At 39.8% G+C, this 15,767-nt stretch carries 16 protein-coding genes; 2 read left to right on the forward strand and 14 right to left on the reverse strand.

The genetic code is table 11. From position 1 onward, the window contains the following. Positions 1-173 precede the first annotated feature (173 nt). The 4 genes from F933_RS05710 to thrS all read right to left on the reverse strand — a co-directional run bounded on the left by F933_RS05710 (position 174) and on the right by thrS (position 3,871). The gene (locus F933_RS05710; RefSeq protein WP_005059388.1) at positions 174-794 is read right to left on the reverse strand and encodes a glutathione S-transferase N-terminal domain-containing protein; all 621 of its coding nucleotides are present in this window, start codon (positions 792-794) and stop codon (positions 174-176) included. Positions 795-908: 114 nt separating this feature from the next. After that, the gene (locus tag F933_RS05715; protein ID WP_005059389.1) at positions 909-1,238 is read right to left on the reverse strand and encodes a DUF7709 family protein; all 330 of its coding nucleotides are present in this window, start codon (positions 1,236-1,238) and stop codon (positions 909-911) included. Positions 1,239-1,391: 153 nt separating this feature from the next. Further along, on the reverse strand, positions 1,392-1,943 hold the full coding sequence (infC, locus tag F933_RS16990; protein WP_081400523.1) for a translation initiation factor IF-3: 552 nt from the start codon (positions 1,941-1,943) through the stop codon (positions 1,392-1,394). Between the two features lie 5 nt (positions 1,944-1,948). Then, entirely contained in the window at positions 1,949-3,871 is a 1,923-nt protein-coding gene (gene thrS / locus F933_RS05725) for a threonine--tRNA ligase (RefSeq protein WP_005059391.1), read from the reverse strand. A gap of 265 nt (positions 3,872-4,136) precedes the next feature. Here thrS and F933_RS05730 point away from each other — a divergent pair, with 265 nt between their 5' ends. Beyond that, positions 4,137-5,780 carry an acyl-CoA synthetase gene (locus tag F933_RS05730; protein ID WP_005059393.1) on the forward strand — a complete coding sequence of 548 codons (1,644 nt, stop codon included), beginning with the start codon at positions 4,137-4,139 and terminating at the stop codon, positions 5,778-5,780. A gap of 47 nt (positions 5,781-5,827) precedes the next feature. Here the strand turns inward: F933_RS05730 and yjgA are convergent, their stop codons facing one another. The 9 genes from yjgA to mazG all read right to left on the reverse strand — a co-directional run bounded on the left by yjgA (position 5,828) and on the right by mazG (position 12,493). After that, positions 5,828-6,364, reverse strand: a complete 537-nt coding sequence (gene yjgA, locus F933_RS05735; RefSeq protein ID WP_005051646.1) for a ribosome biogenesis factor YjgA — start codon at positions 6,362-6,364, stop codon at positions 5,828-5,830. Between the two features lie 2 nt (positions 6,365-6,366). Further along, a complete protein-coding gene (locus tag F933_RS05740) occupies positions 6,367-6,636 on the reverse strand; it encodes an HPr family phosphocarrier protein (RefSeq protein ID WP_004774692.1) in 270 nt (89 codons plus the stop codon). Continuing rightward, entirely contained in the window at positions 6,633-7,484 is an 852-nt protein-coding gene (rapZ, locus tag F933_RS05745) for an RNase adapter RapZ (protein WP_005051645.1), read from the reverse strand. Before rapZ ends, F933_RS05740 begins: the two co-directional genes overlap by 4 nt. Positions 7,485-7,512: 28 nt before the next feature. Then, positions 7,513-8,358, reverse strand: coding sequence for a pantoate--beta-alanine ligase (gene panC / locus F933_RS05750; RefSeq protein ID WP_005059397.1), 846 nt, complete (start codon positions 8,356-8,358; stop codon positions 7,513-7,515). A gap of 3 nt (positions 8,359-8,361) precedes the next feature. Continuing rightward, entirely contained in the window at positions 8,362-9,171 is an 810-nt protein-coding gene (gene panB, locus F933_RS05755) for a 3-methyl-2-oxobutanoate hydroxymethyltransferase (protein WP_005051640.1), read from the reverse strand. Positions 9,172-9,210: 39 nt separating this feature from the next. Further along, positions 9,211-9,699, reverse strand: coding sequence for a 2-amino-4-hydroxy-6-hydroxymethyldihydropteridine diphosphokinase (folK, locus tag F933_RS05760; RefSeq protein WP_005051638.1), 489 nt, complete (start codon positions 9,697-9,699; stop codon positions 9,211-9,213). After that, positions 9,696-11,150: a polynucleotide adenylyltransferase PcnB gene (pcnB, locus tag F933_RS05765; RefSeq protein ID WP_005059398.1), complete on the reverse strand. Its 1,455-nt coding sequence runs from the start codon at positions 11,148-11,150 to the stop codon at positions 9,696-9,698. Before pcnB ends, folK begins: the two co-directional genes overlap by 4 nt. A gap of 139 nt (positions 11,151-11,289) precedes the next feature. Continuing rightward, a complete protein-coding gene (locus F933_RS05770; RefSeq protein WP_005059400.1) occupies positions 11,290-11,718 on the reverse strand; it encodes a ComEA family DNA-binding protein in 429 nt (142 codons plus the stop codon). Further along, positions 11,687-12,493, reverse strand: a complete 807-nt coding sequence (mazG, locus tag F933_RS05775; RefSeq protein WP_005059402.1) for a nucleoside triphosphate pyrophosphohydrolase — start codon at positions 12,491-12,493, stop codon at positions 11,687-11,689. Before mazG ends, F933_RS05770 begins: the two co-directional genes overlap by 32 nt. 97 nt (positions 12,494-12,590) lie before the next feature. On the opposite strand from mazG, the gene F933_RS05780 reads away from it, so the two are divergent. Then, complete coding sequence (locus tag F933_RS05780) at positions 12,591-13,364, forward strand: SDR family oxidoreductase (protein ID WP_005059404.1); 774 nt, start codon at positions 12,591-12,593, stop codon at positions 13,362-13,364. A 38-nt stretch (positions 13,365-13,402) separates the two neighbouring features. On the opposite strand, the gene F933_RS05785 is transcribed toward F933_RS05780, so the two are convergent. Next, complete coding sequence (locus tag F933_RS05785) at positions 13,403-15,709, reverse strand: RelA/SpoT family protein (protein WP_005059405.1); 2,307 nt, start codon at positions 15,707-15,709, stop codon at positions 13,403-13,405. Between the last annotated feature and the right edge of the window lie 58 nt (positions 15,710-15,767).

Consider the following 15,767-nt stretch of genomic DNA (forward strand, 5'->3'; position numbering starts at 1 on the left):
ACAAAGGAGAAAACAAAAAAAGCCTAAAACAGCGATTAAGCTAAAAAACAAAATTTCTAAATGATCATTCGCATAGTGATTTTGTATCAGAGCATCAAGGATTGCTGTAAGCAACAACAATCCCATCGCAATCGTTCCATGCTTCCAGAAGCTATATCGTTCAATGGCTTGATTCATCCAACTTTGATCGATAAAGCTTTTTGTACCGCAGGACGAGCCGTTAAGCGTTCAATATAATCTTTCACATACGGATAGTCTTCAAGCTGAATGCCCTGCCATTCGTAACGCAATGCCCAAGGCAAGATCGCCATATCCGCAATCGAGTATTCGCCTGCTACAAACTTTTGACCAATCAACTGTTTGTTTAAGACACTATACAAACGCTTGGTTTCATTCACATAACGATCAATCGCATAAGGAATACGTTCAGAGGCAAACTTATTGAAGTGGTGATTTTGCCCAAGCATTGGACCAAACCCACCCATTTGCCACATTAACCATTGTTCAACCTCGACTCTCTCTTGCTCATCGGTCGGATAAAATAGACCAGTCTTACGACCTAAATATTGTAAGATTGCACCTGACTCAAATACTGAGATCGGTTCTCCACGCGGTCCATTTTGATCGACAATAGCTGGAATTTTATTGTTTGGAGAGATATTAAGAAAGTCAGGTTGAAACTGATCATTTTCTAAAATATTAATCGGAAATATTTGGTATTCAAGCCCCATTTCTTCTAATGCAATCGTTATTTTGTGCCCATTGGGTGTGCCCCAATAATATAAGTCAATCATTTATGTTGCCCTATCATCTTTATTCTGACTGTTGTTGCGTTATAGCACAGTTCATACTTATTGATCAGCAGCCTAGCACGAAAAGAAACAATAAAAGTCTATGCAAAGAGTATCTTAAAGATGTCTGTCTTGTTTTTCTAAAAATTCTTTTGCCTTTTCCCCAACAAATTTTCGACCGGCATTATTTCCACTTATCCATTCCTCAACGCTAAACAAATCAAATAATCCCACTTTAAATAAGGTCGGAACCGCCACACTCAATTCATTCTCAACTGAACCTCGAACACCAGCATTGTATAAATTAATATTGTGCAACATGGTCGCCACAGTTCCAGTTTGTACACGGCTACCATCTTTCAATGTGACTTGCGGTAAAACTTCACCCTCTTGTACAACTTTCTGATTAATATTAGATAGTTCATTGGTACCAATAATTTTAGACATTGATCTTTCCTATTCTCAATTTTATGTAATTTTCACTCTTTTCATAATAACGTTTTTAAACATATTGAATGTGAGGAATCGTATTTGTTTAACTAGATAAATTTCACACATAAAAAAGCACCGCATATAGCGGTGCTTTTTTTAAGAAAAAAATTACTTTTTCTTTTTCGGACCAATCAACATGCCCATTTGACGACCTTCCATCTTAGGTGCTTGTTCAATCACGCCAAACTCAGCAACGTCAGCTTCAATTTTTTGCAATTGAACTAAACCAAGTTGTTGATGCGCCATTTCACGACCACGGAAGCGTAAAGTGATTTTCACTTTATTGCCTTCTTCAAGGAAACGCAAAATTGCACGCAATTTGATCTGATAATCACCTACATCCGTTGCTGGACGTAGTTTGATTTCTTTCACTTGCACTTGATGCTGTTTTTTCTTCGCATCTTTTTGCTTTTGCTTCAGATCAAATAAATGCTTGTTATAGTCCATGATTTTACAAACAGGCGGTTCTGCATTAGCAACAATCTCAACAAGGTCAAGATTAGCTTCTTCAGCAGCACGTAATGCTTCAGTTAATGAAACAACACCTTTTTGCTCTCCATCTGCTGCAACAAGGCGTACTTCTTTTGCACGGATCTCATCGTTAATCGCAGGACGGTTACTTTTAGCACCTTGTTGTTGGTTACGGTCAGGCTGTTTAATCTTTATTACTCCACAATGTACCGGCCGCGTTCGGCAACGGCAGATTTCACTAGATCAATGAATGCATCCACTGACATAGTACCTAAATTTTTTCCTGAGCGAGTACGCACATTCACTGTACCTTCTTCAACCTCTCGATCACCGAGAACTAAAAGGTATGGAATACGCTCTAGAGTACGCTCACGAATCTTAAATCCGATTTTTTCATTTCTCAAGTCAGAAATAGCACGAAGACCATTTTCTTTGAGTTTTGCAACCACTTGTTCACTTGCTTGTGCTTGTGAATCAGTAATATTCATCACACAAGCTTGAATTGGTGTAAGCCAAGGTGGCATGAAACCAGCATAGTGTTCAATTAGTATACCAATAAAACGCTCAAAACTGCCAAGAATTGCACGATGTAACATGACTGGTTGATCACGTTCATTGTCTTCTGTGACATATGAAGCATCTAAACGAATTGGTAAATTGAAATCACATTGTATTGTACCGCATTGCCATACTCGACCTAAGCAATCTTTCAATGAAAATTCAATCTTCGGACCATAGAATGCACCCTCGCCTGGTTGCAAGTCCCAAGCTAAGCCAGCATCATCTAAAGCATCAGCAAGAGATTTTTCTGCTAAATCCCAAAGTGCATCATCACCGACACGTTTTTCAGGACGTGTTGAAAGTTTCATTTGCACTTCTTCAAAGCCAAAGTCTTTATAAACATCCAAAGTCAGCTTAATAAAGTCGGCAACTTCTTTACCAATTTGTTCTTTGGTACAGAAAATATGTGCATCATCTTGAGTAAAGCCACGTACACGCATAATACCGTGTAAAGAACCCGATGGCTCATTACGATGACAAGAACCAAACTCAGCTAAACGAATTGGTAAATCACGATAAGATTTTAAGCCTTGATTAAACACTTGTACATGACAAGGGCAGTTCATCGGCTTCACTGCATAGTTACGACTTTCAGAATGTGTTGTAAACATATTGTCAGCGTAGTTTGCCGCATGTCCAGACTTTTCCCAAAGCGTAAAGTCTACGATTTGAGGTGTCTTGATCTCTTGGTAACCATTATCTTGCTGAACTTTACGCATATATTGTTCAAGCACTTGGTAAATGGTCCAGCCATTCGGATGCCAGAACACCATACCTGGCGCTTCTTCTTGCATATGGAATAAGTCTAACGCTTTACCAATTTTACGATGGTCACGTTTTTCAGCTTCTTCAATACGTTTGACGTAAGCCGCCAACTGTTTTTTATCAGCCCAAGCTGTACCATAGATACGTTGTAGCTGTTCATTCTTTGCATCACCACGCCAGTATGCACCAGAGATTTTAGTGAGTTTGAATGATTTTAAGAATTTGGTATTTGGTACGTGCGGACCACGGCACATATCTAAATAATCTTGATGGTAGTACAAGCCCATTTGTGTTTCATTAGGCATGTCTGCGATCAAGCGTAACTTGTATTCTTCGCCACGTGCTGTGAATTCTACAATTACATCTTCACGAGGTGTCATTTTTTTGATGACATCATAATCTTGATCGATGAGCTTTTTCATACGCTCTTCAATCGCTGCCATGTCATCTAAAGTAAATGGACGTGGCATCCAGATGTCGTAGTAGAAACCTTCTTCGATCACAGGACCGATCACCATTTTCGCTTCTGGGAACAATTGCTTAACTGCATGTCCTACCAAATGCGCACATGAGTGGCGAATGATTTCTAAGCCTTCTTCATCTTTCGGGGTAATAATCTGAACTGTCGCATCTTCTGTGATTAAATCACAAGCATCCACCAAACGATCATTGATACGACCTGCAACGGTGTTTTTTGCAAGACCTGGACCAATGCTCTGAGCAAGTTCCATCACGGAAATCGGATGATCAAATTGTTTCTGATCACCATTTGGTAAAGTAATGATTGGCATAATAAAATCCTTAAGGAGTGATGCCCCGCACAATGGAGCATATCACCGCGAGATTATGTATTGAGGCGAACCTCAAAAAATAAAAAACGGCGGATAAAAAAGTATCCAAGATTTTACACAGGTTTAGGTGACTATGAAACCTCTGAATCAGAAAAAGCCAAGATCAATAAAGTTTAATCTCAGACTAAAGCCTAAATGATTTAGACTCAATCCCGCACTATGTTGATATAGATATAAATGAAAATAACAGAAATGGAGCAAACACATGGTTAGTGCATATGATGAGTTACCGAGAACAGCCGCAAATTTTGTTGCCTTATCTCCTTTGCGCTATTTAGAACGGGCTGCTTATATTTACCCAAACCAAGCTGCAATCATTCATGGGCAACGTCAAATTACATGGCAACAAACTTATCAACGTTGTCGTCAATTTGCCCATCAACTGACAAATTTAGGGATTCAAAAAAATGATACCGTTTCGGTACTTTTACCGAATGTCCCTGCAATGATTGAAGCACATTTTGCAGTCCCAATGGCAGGTGCAGTGTTAAATACCCTAAATACTCGTCTCGATGCAAAAACAATTGCTTTTATGTTGGTTCATGCTGATTCAAAAGTCTTATTAGTTGATCCAGAGTTTCGACCACTTGCTGAAGAAGCTTTGAAACTGATCACTCAAGATATTATCGTCATTGATGTATTTGATGAGGAATATGATGCTGAGCAAGTTGCACTTGGACAATATGAATATGAGTCTTTGCTCGCCCAAGGTAATCCTGAATTTGAATGGTTGCTCCCACAAGATGAATGGGATGCCATTAGTCTGAGTTATACTTCGGGAACTACTGGCAATCCGAAGGGCGTGGTTTATCACCATCGGGGTGCTTATCTGAATGCAGCCAGCAATATCTTGGCTTGTGGAATGAAACCTCGTGCTGTGTATCTTTGGACACTCCCCTTGTTTCATTGCAATGGTTGGTGTTTTGCTTGGTCAATTGCTGCAAGTGGCGGTACGAATATCTGTTTACGTCGTGTTGATCCGATATTAATTTTCAAATATATCTCAGCTTACAAAGTTGATTATTTCTGTGGTGCACCGATTGTATTATCGATGTTGATCAATACACCTCAAGAGCAAAAAACGACATTTGATCACCATGTAGAAGTCATGGTGGCGGGGGCAGCACCACCCGTCGCAATTATTGAAGGCATGCGCAATATCGGCATTAATGTTAATCATGTCTATGGTTTAACGGAAACTTACGGTCCTTCTGCACTTTGTGCGTCTCAAGCAGGTTGGAGTGATTTATCCATCGAAGAACAAGCTCAATTACATTCACGTCAAGGCGTGCCTTATCCATTACAAGACAGTATGCGAGTACTTGATCCTGAAACCATGCAACCTGTGCCGAATGATGGTGAAACCATGGGCGAAATCATGTTCCGTGGCAATATTGTGATGAAAGGTTATCTTAAAAATCCACAAGCCACTGAAGAAGCCTTTAAAGGCGGTTGGTTTCACACTGGAGATTTAGCAGTTTGCCATCCTGATGGTTATGCCAAGATTACGGATCGCTCGAAAGATATTATTATTTCAGGTGGAGAAAACATTTCTTCCTTAGAAGTAGAGGATGTGTTGTATCGGCATCCTGCTATTCTAACTGCTGCCGTTGTCGCCAAACCCGATGAGCGTTGGCAGGAAGTACCCTGTGCTTTTATTGAGTTAAAGCAAGGTGCATCTGCATCAGCAGAAGAGATTATTGCACATTGCCAAAAAGAGCTGGCTCGCTTTAAAGTACCTAAAGAAATCGTCATTACTGAGATCCCAAAAACCTCAACAGGGAAATTACAGAAATTTATATTAAGAGAATGGGCAAAAGAGCGCGCAGTAGGAAATTTTAAAGATTGAATCCTGCTAAATAAAAAAGAAGTTTCAAATGAAACTTCTTTTTTAAACTAACCTTGCTCTGATAGCAAAGCCACTTGTTGTACATAATTCACAAATTTCAGTTTAGAGGCTGCAAGCTCCTCTTCACTGACTTGCTGTTTCATGTCACGATGAATACGCAATACATGTTGACGTAAAGTATGGCGTTCAGAAGCATTATAAACTTTGCTGAACTCATTAATAATCGGGTCACCTTGATCAATCATACGATCAACCCAACGCATCAATTGCATTTGCTTTTTAGCGCCTTGTTGCGGTGTAAGATAAGATAAAATCGTTGTTTCATCTTCATTACGCAAGAGTTTACCGATACGTAAAAATTGACGGCGACGAGCTTCATGAGAGCTAATATTTTGGATTTCCAATAGGGCATCAATGAGACGCTCATCGACTGGAAGTTTCTGAATCTGCTTTTTATTCAGTTGAGCCAATTGCTCACCCAAAGCAGCCATACGCTGAACCGCTTTTTTTTGCTCAGTTCTACTCGCACGTCCTTCTAATGACTCAAAATCTTCATCGGTATAACGCTGGGTACCACGTGCCACTATTACTCTGCCTCATAAAATTTTGCTGCGAACAGCGTTTGAATTTCTTCCAATGCCTTTTCTTCATCAGCACCGTCAATCACCAATCTTAATGTCGTGCCCTTACCAGCACCCAACATCAGCAATGACATAATATTTTTTGCATCAACTAACTTATCGCCCTTACCAATTTGAATAGAAGAGCGGAACTTCGTGGTGACTTCAATAAGTTTACCAGATGCACGTGCATGTAAGCCGAGTTTATTAATTACATCAATTGTTGTGTCTATCATGACCAGTGCTTCATTTCTCTATGTAAGATTTGGACGGCCCATTTTGCCTCAAGAGCTTGTTTGAGTCTATCCACAATATATACTGAACGATGTTGTCCGCCCGTACAACCAATAGAGATGGTCATATAATGACGATGTCCTTCTGCAAATGCAGGCAACCATTTATCTAAAAAGGCATAAATATCAGCAAACATTTCATTGGTTTGTTGGCTGCCTTCTAAAAAACGTCGTACAGGTTCATCTAAACCTGATAAACGGCGCAATTCTAAATCCCAATGTGGATTTGGCAAATGCCTTACATCGAACACATAATCTGCATCCAATGGAATACCATGCTTGTAGCCAAATGATTGTAAAATCACAATCAAATTATCAGACTGCCCCAGTTTAGACAGTAAAATATGCTTTAAATCATGGACACTTTTGTCTGTGGTATCAATATGTACTGTAGAGCGAAATTGTATCGGAATAAGCAATTGCTTTTCTTCTTGAATACACTGCAACAGACTATTAAAACGACTCGCCAGAGGGTGAGGTCGACGTGATGCGCTAAATCGAGCAATTAAATCTTGATCTTGCGTAGTTAAATAAATCACATCAACTGAACCATGTCTTTTTAATTGTTCAAAAACATGATCAAACTCCTGCATATCTGCACGAGTACTTCGGATATCAACCCCTAAAGCCAATTGCTCAAGATTATTTTCATGATCAAGTTTAGCCACAATTTCGGGCAACAAGGCTAAAGGTAAGTTATCTATACAATAGTAGCCCAAATCTTCTAACACTTGTAATGCAGAGGATTTACCTGAGCCTGATTGTCCTGTAACGATAAGAATACGCTTCATGGCGTGTTGCCCTTTTTATTTTCAAGTTCTAAGTTTTAAATTCGACTTGCAAATTATCGATTAAACGAGTGGCGCCTAATTTTGCTGCAACAAAAATCACGATATTTCGATCGAACTGCTCTATTGGCTGCAAGTTAGTTTGACGAACTTCAACATAATCCACAACCAAACCTGCTTGTGTCAATTGCGCAGAGATATTTGCTAACACTTGTGCAAGTAGTTCTCCTTGATGCAATTGTTGTTCAGCTTGTTTGAGTAATTGATAAATTATGGGTGCGGTTGCACGCTGCTCTGCGGTTAAATAACCATTGCGAGAACTGAGTGCCAAACCATCTTCAGCACGAACAATCGGTACACCAATCACTTCCAATGGCATATTCAAGTCTTGAACTAACTGGCGAATCACCGCCAATTGCTGATAGTCCTTTTGACCAAAGAAAGCAAAATCAGGTTGGACGATATTGAATAGTTTAGTTACTACAACAGCAACACCATCAAAATGACCTGGACGAGATTTTCCACACAAGTCATCAGTAATTTGACCGACACTAATATTAGTTAAACGCGGTTGTGATCCATACATTTGCTCAACAGTAGGGGCAAAAATAATATCGCAGCCAACATCCGCCAATAATCGGCTATCTTGCTCTAATGTCCGTGGATAACTATCAAAGTCTTCGCCCGCTCCAAACTGAATTGGATTGACGAAAATACTCACCACCACCACATCACACAATTTTTTTGCTTCACGCACCAAAGTCAAATGACCTTCATGCAAATTACCCATAGTAGGTACAAAGCCAATCAATTTTTTAGAGCTGCGCGCAGGTGAAAGTGATGCAGTTAAGCCTTGTATCGTTGTTTCAGTTTTCATGAATTAAAGCTCAACTTGGAAAGTATGTTCTTTGGCTGGAAAAGACTGGTCTTGTACAGCAGCATGATAAGACTTGAAAGCATCCACAATTGCGGTTTCGCCCGCTTGCTCTTTCATAAAGTTACGTACAAAACGTGCCACACGCCCAAATGTTAATCCAAGCATATCCTGCACGACCAAAACCTGACCATCAGTTTCATTACCCGCACCGATACCAATAACAGGTGTATTTGGAAATAATTCTGCAATCTCTTTACCCAACTGTGCAGGCACACATTCAAGTAATAACACCGACGCTCCTGCATCAACAACAGCTTGGCAATCTGCAATTAATTGATCTGCTGCTTCACGTGTTCTTGCTTGTAATTTATAACCACCAAAAACATGCACTGACTGAGGTGTTAGACCCAAATGTACACATACAGGTATACCATTTCGGGTTAATACAGTGACCAATTCGCTGAGCCAAGCTCCGCCTTCAATCTTGACCATTTGAGCGCCAACTTGCATGACTGTTTTAGCATTTTTCAAACCATCTTCAAGTGTGGCATAACTCATAAATGGTAAGTCAGTCATAATCAGCGCATGTGCGTTACCACGGCGTACAGCCGCAGTGTGATAAGCCATATCTTCCACAGTCACAGGCAAAGTAGAATCTCTACCTTGGATTGCCATTCCTAGAGAATCACCGATTAAAATCGTATCAATTTCAGCCAATTCCATAGCTTTAGCCATACTTGCATCGTAACAAGTAAGACATGAGAACTTACGTCCTTCGGCTTTAAATTTTCTTAAGTCACTTAGACTAATCATGATGATGTCCTCTACAGGCGTTTCCAGAACGAAACAATCTTAAGCAAGTGCCCAAGATTGATCTGCGATTACAGTCAAGTTTGCTTGCTGTACCAGTTCTAAATCTTTTAAAGAATGGCCATTTAATTTTAAATGAGCATCTAAATCTAATAAGGGAATAACAACAAAATCGCGTTCCAAAATACCGACATGTGGCACGGTCAAACGCTCATTTTCAATCTGTTGTTGTCCATAAATTAATAAATCGAGATCAAGGGTTCTTTCCCCCCAACGTCTCAAGCGCACTCTTCCTGCTTCTTGCTCAATTTGCTGCAATTGATCTAACAAAGCCAAAGGTTCAAGTATTGTATCTAGTTGAATAACTGCATTTAAATAGTTTGGTTGATCTTGAGGCCCCATCGGTGGACTTTGATAAAGCCGAGAAACCTGCACCTCACCCAACATGGATAATTTAGCAACAGCTTCACGGAGAATCTGTTGCGAATCACCTAAGTTACTACCTAAACCGATATAAGTACGAATCGTCATTGAGTCGGCCCAAAAACGACTTGCTGTAAATCACGTTGCACACGTTTGCGCTTTAAAATTGGATGATCAGAATTGATTTGACCCGATTGATTTGATGCCTTTTCAATAAATCGACTCGCAGAATCATCTGCTCTGACACGCTCTTTTTTAGCACGACGATTTCTTGGCTCTGGCACATTGACCAAAGGCTCAATTTCACTCACTTTAGTCTGTTCAATTTCACTCGCTTTACGACGCGTTTTGCTACGTTGACGATTATATTGACGAATAGTCGCTTCTTTTTGGTCAGCAGACATCTCTTGGTATGCTTCCCACCAAACGCCCATACCATCCGTACTATTATCGCCAGATTTCTCACGCAACAGCAAAAAGTCAAAACCTGCACGGAATCGTGCATGTCCAGCCAATGCTTCGATTTGTTGTGGTTTTGGATTCAACAACCGAGTTTGCATTTCCCAAACTTCACGAATAAAGGTTTCAGCAAAACGTGGAATAATCGTGCGGGTTGCTTGACGTTTCAATACATCCAAACCAGCTTGAGCACGTGCTTCTGCTGGCACTACACCTTTATTTAGATAAAAATCACAGCGCTCTAAAAAAGGCCTCCATAACAATACTGCATAGAAAAATGCAGGATTAATGGTCTTACCAATTTGAATACGTTGATCCGTATTTTTGGCTGCACGCTCAATAAACGCTGTTAAATTTGGTGGAATTTCAGCAAACAACTGTTTCCAAACGCCAAACTCGATCAACATCGGTAACACACGAGTTAAGTGCCCCATGGTGAAGAGTTTCTGTGATTCATCATATAAACGATGCGGGGAAACATCACGCAAAAGCTGCGTCATTTCATCATCAAAAACATCAATAATCGATTGATCAATTTGAAAGTTTAATTTGGCAGCAAACCGTAAGGCACGCAGCATCCGCACAGGATCTTCTTCAAAACGCTGCGCAGGTTCACCTAAAAACCGTAAAGTACGGGTCTTAATATCATCAACTGCATGACAGAAATCAAGCACAGTCCCTTGGCGGGGCTGATAATATAAAGTATTAATAGAAAAATCTCGGCGAGCAAAATCCTGCTCTATTGTTCCCCAGTTATTATCCCGAAGAATCATACCAGAGGCACTGGTCACCGCTTTTTTAGGAGGTGCACGAAAAGTCGCAACTTCAATCAGTTCTCGACCCGAATACACATGAGCCAATTCGAAACGTCGACCAATAATACGGCAACGTCGACCAAAGACTTCTTTCACCTGAGCTGGTGTAGCATTAGTAACTGCGTCAAAATCCTTAGGATTAAGACCTAGCATCATGTCGCGAACACCGCCGCCCACAATATACGCTTCATAACCTGCTTTCGTTAGGCTATCAAGCACATCTAATATTGAGGAAGGGAGTTGAGTTGTGGACAAACCACATTTTGACGCACGCAAAGTTTGCAAAAGACACTGTCTCCTACGTCAGGACGTAAATAACAATTTGTCGCTAATCATAGCTCTAACACACACAAAGGGCAATTTATTCTGTTGAATAATCAATAGATCAAAACGCCCCGTATCTGATTTCATTTTCATATTTCCGTTAAAGCATCAGCTTAGCTTTATTCTTTTCAAGTAGTTTAGGGCCTATTCCTTTCACATTCATCAGTTCGTCCACCGTCTTAAATCCACCATTTTTTTGACGATATTCAACAATTGCCTGCGCCTTTTTCTCACCGACCCCATTTAATGTCTGTAATTGCTGTAAATTTGCTTTATTCAAACTGATTTTATCTGATTGAATATTTACAGAAGATGACATCTGTTTTGAATCAGCAGCTACAGTTGGTCGAGATAAGTAATAGTTATTATTCGGTTGTTTCGCCAGTTGCTGATCACGCTGTTGCTGCTGAGCTTTCCATTTTTCATAGGATTGATCAAACTGCTGTGCGTGAAGATCTGTGAAACACCCTACCCATATAAATATAAGTAAATAAACGTTAAGTTTGCTGCGTAATTGCGGCAAAGTCATTAGATTTCCCCTGAAGTTTTAATTGTCGTTTTGCTTGCTCCCAAAGTTCATCCATTTCTGCCAAACTCATTTCTTGCAAGTCTTTATTTTGTCTTTGTGCTTGTTGTTCAATATATGCAAATCGACTTCTAAACTTATGAATCGTTGCCAATAATGCAGTCTCACTCGACAGCCCAAGTTTACGTCCTACATTGATTAAAGAAAATAGACAATCTCCAAATTCTTCTTGTATTTCATCGCTTTTTTGATTATTAAGTGCTTGTTTTAATTCTTCCAACTCTTCATCTAATTTCGCATAAGCGTCATCTACTGTTTCAAAGTCAAAACCAAGTTGCGCTGCTTTTTTTTGAATCTCTTGTGCTTGTATTAGAGCAGGCGCATGTTTAACTGTATCTAATCGTGATTGTGCTTTTCCTTGTTTTTCTTGTCGTTTAATTTCTTTCCACAGCTCACTCACTTGTTCAGGATTTAAATTCTCAAATTTTTCTGCCTGAAATACATGTGGATGACGACGAATCAATTTTTCTGTAATTGCGTTCACAACATCCTGAAAATTAAATGCATCTTGTTCGCTATACATTTGTGCTTGGAAAACGACTTGTAATAATAAATCACCCAACTCATCGCGGATTTCATCAATATTACCCTCTCGAATGGCGGCTTCCACCTCATATGCCTCTTCAATCGCATATGGCGTCAGGCTACTTGGCGTTTGTTGTTGATCCCATGGACATTTTTGTCTTAACTCCTGCATGATTTCTAATAACTTTTCCATGGTTTTCTCCAAATTCAGCCAAAGTATTGCAGCCTAAAGCGGCTTATGCGTAATATACACGCACTCAAGAAGTATCAATATAAAGTAAGGAAGTGTCATGCAGTATAGTGTTTTTATTAGTGGGGCTGCACAAGGGATTGGTGCTGAAATTGCACGTTTATTTCATCAAAAGGGCTATAAAGTTGGTATCTACGATATTAATGAAGAGCAAGCTCAAAATTTAGCAAAAGAGCTTGGAAATGATGCTAAAGCAGGCTATTTAGATGTAAGTAATTATCGTCAATGGCAAATCGCTTTACAGGATTTCAAAAACTGGGCAGGCGAACTGAATATACTCATTAATAATGCTGGGATTTTATATTCTGGTGCATTTGAAAATACGCCGATTCAATCACATCACCGTACCATCGATATTAACGTCAAAGGAATTTTGAATGGCTGTCATTCTGCTTTAGCTCATTTACAAAATGCCAATTTTGCACGTGTGATAAATCTTTCTTCCGCATCTGCAATTTATGGTCAAGCCGATTTAGCATCTTACTCCGCAAGTAAGTTTGCCGTTCGTGGTTTAACAGAAGCTTTAGATGTAGAGTGGCAAAAATATAATATCCGTGTGCTAGATGTTATGCCATTATTTGTACAAACTGGTATGGTCAAAAATATGGATGCTGCAAGTATCCAAAATATTGGTGTGGACTTAACTCCAGCAGATGTAGCAAAACAAGTATTGCATTTGGCACAACAAAAAGATCATGCATTGATTCCAACCCATACACCCGTTGGCATCAAAACCAAGTTGATGTATCAATTGTCGAGCATTAGCCCTCAATTTTTAAATCGCTTAACCAATATCTTTTTATCCAAGCGATAAGCATAAAAAAGCTGCATATAAATGCAGCTTTTTTTGTTTTAACTTCCTTGAACTAATCGTCGCGCGCTGATAATCCCTGGCTGCTGCTCTAATCGAGCCAACAAACGAGATAATTGTGCAAGACCTTTCACCTCAATCAATAATTTCATATTGGCAATACCATCTGCCTCAGAAATCGTATTCACCTGACGAATATTGATTTGATCTGAAAAAATGACTTGGGTTAGATCTTTCAGCAAACCACGGCGATCATAAGCTTCAACCACGATTTGTACACTCTGACCACGTGTAGGCTGCATTTCCCAATCTGCTTCAACAGCACGCTCAGGTTCATGCGTAGTCATGCGCAGATAATCAGGACAAGCAACTTTATGAATACTCACACCACGATTTAAAGTGATATATCCACCAATCGATTCGCCGTGTACAGGTTGACAGCATTGAGCAATATGCAGTTCTACATTGTCCAAACCATCAATCAAAATACCATGTGCGGATAAAGTATGACTTGCTCTTGGATTTAATGCAGGCTTTAAAACCAGCTCAGGTTCATCTTGATCCAAGTGCATTTGACGATTCACTTGATTCATCAAAGCATGAAGACTGATATCACCACTGACCAAAGCGACTAAAATATCATCACCAGATTTCAAATTGAAATGTGACGAATAATCTTTTAAATCAATACTTTTTGGATGAATTGCTAAGCGTGCAAGTTCTTTGTTAAGCAACTCTCGCCCAACATCAACATTCTTACTACGATCTTGTTGTCTAAACCAATGACGCAGCTTGTCACGCGCACGCCCAGTCTTGATATAACCTAGAGAGTTCACCAACCAATCACGATTTGGCTCACGATCTTTCTTGGTTAAAATCTCAACCTGTTCACCCGTTTTTAAAGTGTAGGTTAATGGTACATAACGTTGATTGACACGAGCTGCATAGCACTTATTACCGACTTCGGTATGCACATGATAAGCAAAATCTAGAACGGTCGAACCACGTGGTAACTCTTTGATATCACCATCACGACTGAATACATAAATCTTCTCAAAATTCTCAAAATCTTGAATTTGATCTATGCCATTCGACTCATCATCTTCACCATGTGGTGTGGTTTCAGTACGCTCTTGATAATGTTCAAGTACAGCACGTAAAGAATGTAATCGATGATTAAACGAATGATCGGTATTTTTCGCACCTTCTTTATAGTTGAAGTGCGAACACACACCCAATTCAGCTTCGTTATGCATTTCAAAGGTACGAATTTGCACCTCCAAAGACTTATTTTCAGCAATCACCGCAGTATGTAATGAGCGATAGCCATTCGCCTTTGGATTGGTCACATAGTCATCAAACTGGTTTGGAATATGTCGCCATAACTGATGCACAATACCCAATGCATGATAGCAATCAGGTACATTTTGTACGAGTACGCGGACTGCACGGATATCATAAAGCTGGTCGAAACTGAGGTTTTTGCTTTTCATTTTTCGATAAATCGAATAAATGTGCTTCACTCGCCCAGAGATTTCAGACTGAATATCATGCGCACCCAACTCAGTTTTGAGCTTATCAATCACGAATTGAATGTACTGTTCACGCTCTAAACGTTTTTCATTGAGTAAAGAGGCAATTTCTTTATAACGCTCAGGCGCAAGATAGCGAAAGGCAAGATCTTCCAATTCCCACTTAAGTTGAGCAATCCCAAGACGATGCGCTAAAGGTGAGTAAATGGTTAGAATTTCACGAGCCACACGTTCTTGACGCTCTTTACTTGCTGTTGCAAGTTCTCGTAACGCATAAGTTCGCTCAGCCAACTTGATCAGTACAACACGTACATCTTCAGTGACTGAAATCAGCATTTTATAAATACCGTTTAAGTGTTCACGCTGATTATTATTAAAATGGTCTTCTAAACGTTTATTTTTCTCAATCAGTTCAGAAAGCTTACCCATTGCAAGCGTACCTTTTACAAGGCTTAGAACTTGCTCACCAAATAACTGCTGAATATCCTCTAATGTAACCAGACCCTCACGCACACTACGATAAAGCACTGCCGCTGACAACGTGTCTTCATCTACATGTAAATGCGCCAAAATATCTGCCATACCAATACCCGTACTAAAGGTATTGTTACGATGATTAACCGTGGTTTCTAACTCTTTTGCTAAGGTAAGCTCTGCAACTTGTTGTAGTTGTTTTAGCTCCGCCCCATCCAAGATATCGCGCACTCGATCTAACCAAGAGATTAAACCTCTTTGCGCTTCAGCGGCATGTTCTACAGTCGTTTCCTCAGACAACTCATGAAGTTGCTCAGGTAACTGCTCACGTACTGTGACCATACCATTCTCCTCTGGATATGTAACTCATTTTCTAATCGTTTATCTCTTTCGTTTTTTA

Origin of the sequence: Acinetobacter beijerinckii CIP 110307 (assembly GCF_000369005.1) — a bacterium.
In the GTDB taxonomy this organism is placed as follows: Bacteria; Pseudomonadota; Gammaproteobacteria; order Pseudomonadales; family Moraxellaceae; genus Acinetobacter; species Acinetobacter beijerinckii.

Excerpts from the sequence above, each read along its gene's own strand:
- F933_RS05710 (WP_005059388.1), bottom strand. The coding sequence starts at position 794 with ATGATTGACTTATATTATTGGGGCACACCCAATGGGCACAAAATAACG.
- F933_RS05715 (WP_005059389.1), bottom strand. The coding sequence starts at position 1,238 with ATGTCTAAAATTATTGGTACCAATGAACTATCTAATATTAATCAGAAA.
- thrS (WP_005059391.1), bottom strand. The coding sequence starts at position 3,871 with ATGCCAATCATTACTTTACCAAATGGTGATCAGAAACAATTTGATCAT.
- F933_RS05730 (WP_005059393.1), top strand. The coding sequence starts at position 4,137 with ATGGTTAGTGCATATGATGAGTTACCGAGAACAGCCGCAAATTTTGTT.
- F933_RS05740 (WP_004774692.1), bottom strand. The coding sequence starts at position 6,636 with ATGATAGACACAACAATTGATGTAATTAATAAACTCGGCTTACATGCA.
- rapZ (WP_005051645.1), bottom strand. The coding sequence starts at position 7,484 with ATGAAGCGTATTCTTATCGTTACAGGACAATCAGGCTCAGGTAAATCC.
- panC (WP_005059397.1), bottom strand. The coding sequence starts at position 8,358 with ATGAAAACTGAAACAACGATACAAGGCTTAACTGCATCACTTTCACCT.
- panB (WP_005051640.1), bottom strand. The coding sequence starts at position 9,171 with ATGATTAGTCTAAGTGACTTAAGAAAATTTAAAGCCGAAGGACGTAAG.
- folK (WP_005051638.1), bottom strand. The coding sequence starts at position 9,699 with ATGACGATTCGTACTTATATCGGTTTAGGTAGTAACTTAGGTGATTCG.
- F933_RS05770 (WP_005059400.1), bottom strand. The coding sequence starts at position 11,718 with ATGACTTTGCCGCAATTACGCAGCAAACTTAACGTTTATTTACTTATA.
- mazG (WP_005059402.1), bottom strand. The coding sequence starts at position 12,493 with ATGGAAAAGTTATTAGAAATCATGCAGGAGTTAAGACAAAAATGTCCA.
- F933_RS05780 (WP_005059404.1), top strand. The coding sequence starts at position 12,591 with ATGCAGTATAGTGTTTTTATTAGTGGGGCTGCACAAGGGATTGGTGCT.
- F933_RS05785 (WP_005059405.1), bottom strand. The coding sequence starts at position 15,709 with ATGGTCACAGTACGTGAGCAGTTACCTGAGCAACTTCATGAGTTGTCT.